Annotated in this window: 9 protein-coding genes; 5 read left to right on the forward strand and 4 right to left on the reverse strand. The window is 64.4% G+C overall.

Translation table 11 applies throughout. The features are described 5' to 3' along the window. Positions 1–267: ATP-binding cassette domain-containing protein (locus tag EOA86_RS12160; RefSeq protein ID WP_245497238.1), on the reverse strand; the 267-nt coding region annotated here is incomplete at its 3' end. Positions 268–509: 242 nt separating this feature from the next. Between EOA86_RS12160 and EOA86_RS12165 the strand changes: the two genes are divergently transcribed. Both EOA86_RS12165 and EOA86_RS12170 read left to right on the forward strand, forming a co-directional pair. Next, positions 510–1,469 (forward strand): MurR/RpiR family transcriptional regulator, encoded by a 960-nt coding sequence (locus EOA86_RS12165; RefSeq protein ID WP_127314044.1) that lies wholly within the window; start codon positions 510–512, stop codon positions 1,467–1,469. Between the two features lie 84 nt (positions 1,470–1,553). Continuing rightward, the gene (locus tag EOA86_RS12170; RefSeq protein ID WP_128341851.1) at positions 1,554–3,332 is read left to right on the forward strand and encodes an NAD(P)/FAD-dependent oxidoreductase; all 1,779 of its coding nucleotides are present in this window, start codon (positions 1,554–1,556) and stop codon (positions 3,330–3,332) included. 121 nt (positions 3,333–3,453) lie between these two features. Here the strand turns inward: EOA86_RS12170 and EOA86_RS12175 are convergent, their stop codons facing one another. Next, the gene (locus EOA86_RS12175) at positions 3,454–4,683 is read right to left on the reverse strand and encodes an amidohydrolase/deacetylase family metallohydrolase (RefSeq protein WP_095519992.1); all 1,230 of its coding nucleotides are present in this window, start codon (positions 4,681–4,683) and stop codon (positions 3,454–3,456) included. A gap of 28 nt (positions 4,684–4,711) precedes the next feature. Continuing rightward, entirely contained in the window at positions 4,712–5,077 is a 366-nt protein-coding gene (locus tag EOA86_RS12180; protein ID WP_095520163.1) for a RidA family protein, read from the reverse strand. A 257-nt stretch (positions 5,078–5,334) separates the two neighbouring features. Here EOA86_RS12180 and EOA86_RS12185 point away from each other — a divergent pair, with 257 nt between their 5' ends. Next, a complete protein-coding gene (locus tag EOA86_RS12185) occupies positions 5,335–6,093 on the forward strand; it encodes an SDR family oxidoreductase (RefSeq protein ID WP_128341853.1) in 759 nt (252 codons plus the stop codon). Positions 6,094–6,215: 122 nt separating this feature from the next. Next, positions 6,216–6,827, forward strand: coding sequence for a hypothetical protein (locus EOA86_RS12190; RefSeq protein WP_245497239.1), 612 nt, complete (start codon positions 6,216–6,218; stop codon positions 6,825–6,827). Between the two features lie 189 nt (positions 6,828–7,016). Here EOA86_RS12190 and EOA86_RS12200 read toward each other — a convergent pair whose 3' ends face one another. Next, positions 7,017–7,445 (reverse strand): Lrp/AsnC family transcriptional regulator, encoded by a 429-nt coding sequence (locus tag EOA86_RS12200; protein WP_127208203.1) that lies wholly within the window; start codon positions 7,443–7,445, stop codon positions 7,017–7,019. A 35-nt stretch (positions 7,446–7,480) separates the two neighbouring features. Here EOA86_RS12200 and EOA86_RS12205 point away from each other — a divergent pair. Then, positions 7,481–8,542 (forward strand): saccharopine dehydrogenase family protein (locus tag EOA86_RS12205; RefSeq protein ID WP_281035649.1); only part of this gene is annotated, 1,062 nt, incomplete at its 3' end.

An 8,542-nucleotide genomic window follows, 5' to 3' on the forward strand; every position in this document is an offset into this window, starting at 1 on the left:
GGTGATCTCTCTGCCGTCGAGCCGGATTGTCCCGCTGGACAGGCGATGCAGGCCAGACATCGACCACAAAAGCGTGGTCTTGCCGCAGCCGGAGGGGCCGACGATCGAGACGATCTCATTGGCGTGAACGTCGAGGCTGCAGCGATCCAGCGCCAGGAGGTCGCCGGAAGCCATATGATAGATCTTGGTCGCGGCCTGCACGCCAAGCTTCGGGGTTTTTGCACTGCCCGCGTTCATGCGCCCCTCGCAGGTTGCGCGATGATCCATTGGGTCATCCGTCCGTAAAAATCAGTCTGTAACTATCCTACTTTACTGTCAAGCGGCGACCGCTGCTCTAGTCAGAGAGATCGTTTGTACCACGGTTACATTATTGTTTAGATTGCCTTTTCTATTTCTTGAAAAGCTTGTAGCTTTCCTACATACTTCGGACAGCGACCGCGTGAGGCGAAGCAGGCACGCGGTGCGCAAACATGGTAGAGGTCGAGTTCCACGAACGGCAGGGATGACTCATGACCGAAGCTGACGGCCAGGGGCGGCCGACCTCAGACGGCGACCCGGATGGGCGCGATCCAGATGGGCGCGATCATGTCAGGCGCATCCCCGACATCATTTCGCTGGTGAAGGACTCTTACGGTGAATTGCGCCCGGCTGAGCGGCGCGTCGCCGATGTCGTGCTCGACGACGTCAGGTTCGCGGTCGACGCCTCCAATGCCGTCCTCGCCCAGCGCGCCCAGGTCAGCGAACCCACGGTGACCCGGTTCTGCCGCGCCATCGGCTGCGAGGGCGTGCGCGACTTCAAGCTGAAGCTGGCGCAGAGCCTCGTCGTCGGCGCGCTCTATCTGAGCAAGCCGCCGCCCACCAGCAGCGACAATGGCATGCCGTTCTGGAATGCGGTGTTCGGCGAGGCCCGCCGGGCGTTGCAGGAGGCCGAACGGCAGCTTGATCCGGCGCAGCTGGTGAAGGCCGCCGAGCTCATCGCCAAGGCGCGCCAGGTCACGGTGTTCGGCCTTGGCGGCAGCTCGTCGGCGCTGGCGCAGGAGACCCAGTACCGGCTGTTCCGCTACGGCATCACCGTCAGCGCCCAATGCGATCCGTACCTGATGCGGATGACCGCCTCGACCTTGAAGCCCAGCGATCTGGTGATCGCCATCTCGGCGACCGGACGCACGCGCGAGGTGATCGAGGCCGTCGAGCTCGCCAAACATTACCGCGCCAACGCGATCGGCGTGACCGCGCCCGACACCGACCTTGCCCGCGCCTGCGACGTCAGGCTGACGGTTGCGGTTCCCGAATATCCCGACACGCTGAAGCCGACCGCCTCGCGTTTTGCTTTCCTCGCCGCGATCGACCTGATGGCCGTGGCGGCCGCCTACAAGCTCGACGGCTCGGCCCGTGAAACGGTCCGCCGCATCAAATACAACGCCCAGATCCATAGGACGGGCAAGGAGATGGAACCGCTGGGGGATTGAGGGGCGCGCGGCTTCTCCTTTTCCCCTTATTGTGGAGAAGGAAAGACGCGGCGGCGCCGACTTGGAAAGGTAGAAGGACCACAAATGCTAGACATGGCACCATCGAAACAGGCGGCCACCTGGTTTTCCTCCCTCGCCCGGTCGCTCGACGCGGGCGATGCCGAGGCTGCGGTCAATCTGTTCGTCGAGGACTGCTACTGGCGCGACCTGCTGACCTTCACCTGGAACATCAAGACGATGGAAGGCCGTGCGGCGGTCCGCGACATGCTGGAAGCCACGCTGTCGACGACAAAGCCGACAGCCTGGCAGCTTAGTGGCGAGGCGAGCTCCGACGAAGGCATCGTCGAGGCCTGGTTCACCTTCGAGACATCATCGGCGTGGGGCCAGGGCATCATGCGCCTGCAGGACGGCCGATGCCGAACGCTGTTCACGGCGATGAGCGACCTCAAGGGCTTTGAGGAGCGCAAAGGGCCGGCGCGGCCTTTGGGTGTACGCCACAAGGCCGACCCGGACCGCGAGACTTGGGCAGAGGCGAGAGCGCGCGAGGCGCGTGATCTCGGCGCCATTGAGCAGCCCTACTGTCTGGTCATCGGCGGCGGCCAGGGCGGCATCATGCTGGGGGCACGGCTCAGGCAGCTCGGCGTGCCGGCCGTCATCATCGAGAAGAATGCGCGGGCCGGCGATTCCTGGCGCAACCGCTATCGCTCGCTCGTGCTGCACGACCCGGTCTGGTACGACCATCTGCCCTACATCCCGTTTCCGGAAAACTGGCCGGTGTTCACGCCCAAGGACAAGATGGGCGACTGGCTGGAAATGTACACGCGCGTCATGGAGCTCAATTACTGGACCTCTACGAAATGCGTCAGCGCCAGCTATGACCAGGCCGAAAAGGTCTGGACGGTCGAGGTCGATCGCGCCCGCGAGCGCATCACGCTGAAACCCAAGCATATCGTCTTCGCAACCGGCGCCTATGGCCCACCGAGGCAGATCGACCTCCCCGGCGCCGCGACCTTCCTGGGCGAGATCCTGCACTCCAGCCAGTATTCCAGCGGCGAGAATTTCCGCGGCAGACGCGTCGCGGTCCTCGGCGCGGCAAGTTCGGGGCACGATGTCGCGGTAGACCTCTGGGAAAGTGGTGCTGAGGTCACCATGATCCAGCGCTCGCCGACGACGGTGGTCAAATCAGACACGCTGATGGAGGTCGGGTTCGAGATCTTTTCGGAAAAGGCGCTGGCGCGCGGCATCACCACCGAAAAAGCGGACATGATCGTCGCCTCGACGCCGTTCGCGCTGCTGCCGCAAAGTCAGCGGGCGCTCTACGACATCATCAAGACGCGCGACGCGGCCTTCTACGACCGCTTATGCAACGCCGGCTTCGCCATCGATTTCGGCGACGACGAGACCGGGCTGCTGATGAAGGCGTACCGCACCGGCTCGGGGTATTACATCGACGTCGGCGCTTCCGATCTGATCATCGACGGCGAGATCGGCATCCGCAGCGGGGTCGAGATCAAGTCGCTGACGCCGACAGGCATCCTGTTCGATGACGGCACCGAACTGGCGGCCGATGCGGTCATCTCCTGCACCGGCTATCAATCGATGAACGAGACCGTGGCGGCGGTCGTCTCGCGCCAGGTCGCCGACAAGGTCGGCCCATGCTGGGGGATTGGCTCGGGCGTGAAAGGCGATCCCGGACCATGGCAAGGCGAATTGCGCAACATGTGGAAGCCGACGGCGCAGGAAGCGCTATGGTTCCACGGCGGCAATTTGGCGCTATCGCGCTTCTATTCGAAGTTCGTCGCGCTGCAGATCAAGGCGCGGATGGAAGGAATTCCGACGCCGGTTTATGGGGCGCCGGCGTGAAGCTGCAATCTTCCCCTTGAGGGGCGTCGAGCGCCAACCTCCATCCGTTGCAGGAAGGCGAGCCCGGTCGAACCGACCCCCTCTGTCGCCTTCGGCGACATCTCCCCCGTGACGGGGGAGATCACCCACGCCCGAAATGCCGGCTCACCACATCGACATGCGTTTCATGCGCATGCGCTTCGAAACGCTCGGTATCGCCAAAATCGTTAGCAGCCTCGTTCGGCCACCAGGTCCCGCCAATCACGATGCCGTCCGAGACCAGCCTTTGCTCGGCGACCAGCGAGGCGCCGACCGCATCGACAAAGGTGAAGCGCCCCGGCCGCAGCCGCAGCACCGCGACGTCGCCGATGGCACCGACCGCCAGCGTGCCAAGCTCGGGCCTTGCGATCGCCTCGGCCGGCCGCTGCGTTGCGGCGCGCAGCACCTCGACGAGCGGCATGCCGAGCGCCAGCAGTTTCGACATGCAGACCAGAATGTCGAAGGCGGGACCGTCGACGCAGTAAAGATGCACGTCGCTGCTGATCACATCCGGCGCCAGCCCCTCGCCGAGCATCGCCCTGGCGACCTCGAAGTCGAATGAGCCCATGCCGTGGCCGATATCGAAGATGACGCCGCGCTCGCGCGCCAGCCGCATGTCGGGCCGAACCGCGCCCGAGGCGAAGATCGGCGCGTTGGGAAACGGCCGGAAGCAGTGGGTGAGGATGTCGCCCTTGCGCAGCCGCGGCAGCACTTCCGAGCGGCCCGGCGGCGGCTCGTCGATATGCGCCATCAGCGGCAGGCCGGCCTGGTCGGCGGCCTCGAGCGCCAGATCGACCGGCGCGATGCCGCTGCTGCCGCCGGCGTGGCGACCCGAGCGGACTTTTACGCCGACGATCACGTCTGCGTGCTCGCGCACCGCCGCCACCGTCTCGCGCGGTTCACAGAGTCGGAGATCGCTGCACTCGCCGACCGAAACGGTCTGCGAGAAGCCGAAAATGCCGGCAAAGGAAATGTTGACATAGGCCAGGATGCGGACCTTCGAGCGCTCGATGACATGGCGGCGAAAGCCGAGGAAGTTGCCGGCGCCAGCACTTCCGGCATCGATGAAGGTGGTGGTGCCGCTTTTTGCGGCGAGGCGGTCGGCATCGACGCCGAGCGAAGTGCCGCCCCAATAGACGTGGCTGTGCAGGTCGATGAGGCCGGGCGCGACGATGGAACCGGTGGCGTCGATGACGCGTGCGGCACGCTCGAACGGGATGTCGGAATCGATCGCGGCGATGCGGCCACCGGCGATGGCCAGATCACGTTGCGCGTCGAGGCCGGACGCCGGATCGATAAGGCGGCCGCCCTTCAGGAGAAGATCAAATTGCATCGGCGTCCGGCTCCGTTCCCGTTTTTCGTCAAATCGGTCTGTAGGCGACAGCCTCGACCTCGATCTTGATGTCGATCATCAGCCGTGACTCGACCGTGGTGCGGGCCGGCGGATCCTTTGGGAAATGCCTGGCATAGACGGCATTGAAAGCGCTGAAGTCGCGCGCGTCCTCGAGCCAGACTGTCGTCTTGACCACGTCGTCCATGCTGCAGCCGGCCAGCGCCAGCGCCGCCTTGACGTTCGAAAGCACCTGCTCGGTCTGCTCGGCGATGCCGCCCACAACCACGGTGCCGTCGCTGCCGACCGGCACCTGGCCGGAGACATAGACCATGTCGCCGGCCCGGACCGCCGGCGACAGCGGCACGTGGGATGTTCCAAAACACTGCTTGGGCAAGGAAAGTCTCCTGTTCAAAACATTGGCGGCAATCGCCGGAGAGTCCGCGCGGTTCGGCTCTTTCGCTGCGCCGGTTTCCGGTTTCCTGCCGCAAGGTCTACGCCGACCGCGGCGATTCTCATACAGGCCGTGTTGGAAAGCAACATTTTTTGGAATTCATGTTGCTTTATTACAAGAGCACCAGCATCCTGCGTGGCAGGTGGTTGCGTCAAGTCATCCGGCAGGCGAGGATTGGCCAGGGAAAAGCGAGGAGCCGCATGATCGATTTCAGTGGCCGCAGCGTGGTTGTGACAGGTGCGGCTGGCGGCGTCGGCAGCGCGCTGGTCGCCGTCCTGTCCGCATGCGGGGCAAGGCTTATTGCGTGCGACCGTGAGGGAACCGACCTGACCGGTGCCGGAATAGAGGAAGTGCATCATTTCGACCTGCTCGATGACGAAGCCGTGACGGCATTTGCCAAGCGCATCGGCGAAAGCGCGGCACCGGCGGCGGTCATCTCCAACGCCGGCTGGACGCGGGCGGAAACGCTCGCCGATGTCTCGACGACCGCCCTCGACCGCGAAATGAATCTGAATTTCCGCAGCGCCGCCGTGCTGTCGCAGGCATTGCTTCCCGTCATGCGCAACCAGCCGCAGGGCGCGGCCTTCGTGTTCATCTCCTCGGTCAACGCACAAGCCCATTTCGGCACCCCCGCCTATGCCGCCGCCAAGGCAGCACTCAACGCCTGGATGCGCGCCATCGCCACGGAGGAAGGCCGCAACGGCATCAGGGCGAACGCCGTCATTCCCGGCTCGATCCGCACCGGAGCCTGGGAGCATCGCCTCGCCCACAAGCCGGAGATCCTCGCCGCCGTCGGCAAGCTCTATCCGCTCGGCAGGCTGGTCGAGCCCGTCGAGGTCGCCCGCGCCGCGGCATTCCTGGCGTCGCCCTTTGCCAGCGGCATTACCGGCACCACCTTGAATGTCGACGCTGGCCTGATGGCCAGCAATCTGCCGTTTCTGGATCTGATCGGCGGTTGAGCGCCAAGAGGCAGAGGCAGCGCCGACAAGCTCAATGGCGTACAAATTTGCGAGAAATCGGGGTCGGATGCCGCCCCCGCGTCCATGCTAAGAAACGGTCATAGCCCCCGAGGACGGAAAAAATGACCGGCTTCACACCCATCGTCTCGACCATCACGGCAGCTTTTCTCGCTTCCTTCGTCGATGTCGTCGAAGCTTTCACCATCGTGCTCGCGGTCGGCGCAACGCGCAGTTGGCGACCGGCGCTGATCGGCGCGACACTGGCGCTGGCGCTGCTCGCCGCACTGGTCATGACGTCGGTGCTGCTCGAAGGTGTCGAAGTGGTGTTCATCGTCATCGCAGTCGGCGCCGCACACGGGCAGACGCTCTATGCGAGCCTCGGCGCCCTGGCGGCGTTCGTCCTGGTGATGCTCATCGCCCTCGCTTTGCATCGGCTGCTGGCGCGCGTCCCGGAAAATGCGCTCAAATTCGTCATCGGGCTGATGCTGACCAGCTTCGGCATCTTCTGGACCGGCGAAGGCATCGATGCGCACTGGCCGGGCGACGATCTGGCCTTGCTCGCGATCTTCGCGATCGTCGCGCTGGCGTCCTTTGCCATCGTGCGCTGGCTGCGCAGCGCCTATCCCGCAGCCATCGGAGGGTTTGGCCCGATGAACCTCGTTCGCCTTGCTGTGAGGGAATTCATCGGCATGTTCGTCGACGACGGCAATCTGGCGCTGCTCGCCTGCTGCTGATCGCGGCGATCACGGCGGCGGTGAAGTTTCTGGCGCTGCCGCAGTCCTTTGGCGGCATCCTGCTGCTAATCGGCTGCCTCGCCATCCTGGTGCAGAGTGTCCGCCGCGCCGCGCGGCACCAGTGATCAAAGGAGCGGACACCCGCTCTCTCGAACATTGTTGTGCGACGGCATGTCGGCTGAAGGCCCGTCAGCGATCGATCCGCGTCGACAGGATGATCGAGGACGATGTCCGCTCGACCCCGTCCATCGAGCCGATCTCGTCGAGAAGCGTGTCGAGATCCCTAATCGACGGCGCATCGACGATGACGATCATGTCGAAATTGCCGCTCACCGAATGCAGCGTCCGCACCGGCGGCAGCGCCTGCAGGCTGCGCACCACCTTGTCGGCAAGCTTGGGCGTGACGGTGAGCAGGACATGCGCCCGCACCAGCCCCTGTTCGTAGTCGGGCGAAAGCCTGACGCCATAGCCGGTGATGATGCCGCGCTGTTCCAGTCGCTCGATCCGGCTCTGCACGGTCGTCCGCGACACGCCGAGCCGCCGCGCCAGTTCGGCCGTCGAGGCGCGCGCATTCGCCCGCAGCAGGGAAAGCAGGGCCTGTTCGGCGTTGCTAAGCACTTTCGACGAACCTCATCGGCATTTTGATCACCAAGATGCTTCGTTTCGCACAATTCCACGCTTCCTTTCGACAGGCAAGCTGCGATTCTATCGTCTTGAGCAAAGGTAGGGCGAGGGAACTGGTTATGAAGAAAATCATAGTTGTCGGCGCCGGCAAGATCGGCTCGACCATCGCCGAGATGCTGGCTTCCACAGGCGACTACCGCGTCACCCTCGTCGACCGCTCGGCGGCACAGCTCGGCGCGGCCGAACTGCCTGAAACGGTCAAGACGCTGGAACTCGACATCGAAGCATCAGGCACGCTCGAAGCCGCCCTGGCCGGCAAATTCGCCGTGCTCAGCGCCGCCCCCTTCCACCTGACCACGCGCATCGCCGAAGCGGCAGCCAGCGCCGGCGTCCACTATCTCGACCTGACCGAGGACGTCGTCAGCACCAGGCGCGTCAAGCAATTGGCGCGCTCCGCCAACAGCGCCTTCATCCCACAATGCGGGCTGGCGCCGGGCTTCATCTCGATCGTCGCCAACGATCTCGCCAGCCGCTTCGACACCCTGGAAAGCGTGCGCATGCGGGTCGGGGCGCTGCCGCAATACCCGTCGAATGCACTGAACTACAATCTGACCTGGAGCACCGACGGCGTTATCAATGAATATTGCGAGCCTTGCGAGGCGATCGTCGAAGGCGAGCTGATCGAGGTGCCGCCGTTGGAGGAGCGCGAGGAATTCTCGCTCGACGGTGTCACCTACGAGGCGTTCAACACATCCGGCGGGCTCGGCACGCTGGCCGAAACGCTGAAGGGCAAGGTGCGCACGCTGAACTATCGCACCATCCGCTACCCCGGCCACGCCGCGATCATGAAGGCGTTGCTCAACGATCTCGGCCTGCGCCACCGCCGCGACGTGCTGAAGGACATTTTCGAGAGCGCCCTGCCGGCGACGCTGCAGGACGTGGTCATCGTCTTCGTCACCGTCAGCGGCCGCAAGAACGGCCGCCTGCTGCAGGAAACCTACGCCAACAAGATCTACGCCAAGCGCGTCGGCGACATGGTGCGCAGCGCCATCCAGATCACCACCGCGTCAGCCATTTGCGCGGTCCTTGAC

Source organism: Mesorhizobium sp. M5C.F.Ca.IN.020.32.2.1 (assembly GCF_004023105.1).
Taxonomy (GTDB): Bacteria; Pseudomonadota; Alphaproteobacteria; order Rhizobiales; family Rhizobiaceae; genus Mesorhizobium; species Mesorhizobium wenxiniae.

What these genes read in the sequence shown, in the direction of transcription:
- EOA86_RS12190 (WP_245497239.1), top strand. Translation starts at nt 6,216, where the DNA reads ATGACCGGCTTCACACCCATCGTCTCGACCATCACGGCAGCTTTTCTC.
- EOA86_RS12170 (WP_128341851.1), top strand. Translation starts at nt 1,554, where the DNA reads ATGCTAGACATGGCACCATCGAAACAGGCGGCCACCTGGTTTTCCTCC.
- EOA86_RS12185 (WP_128341853.1), top strand. Translation starts at nt 5,335, where the DNA reads ATGATCGATTTCAGTGGCCGCAGCGTGGTTGTGACAGGTGCGGCTGGC.
- EOA86_RS12165 (WP_127314044.1), top strand. Translation starts at nt 510, where the DNA reads ATGACCGAAGCTGACGGCCAGGGGCGGCCGACCTCAGACGGCGACCCG.
- EOA86_RS12175 (WP_095519992.1), bottom strand. Translation starts at nt 4,683, where the DNA reads ATGCAATTTGATCTTCTCCTGAAGGGCGGCCGCCTTATCGATCCGGCG.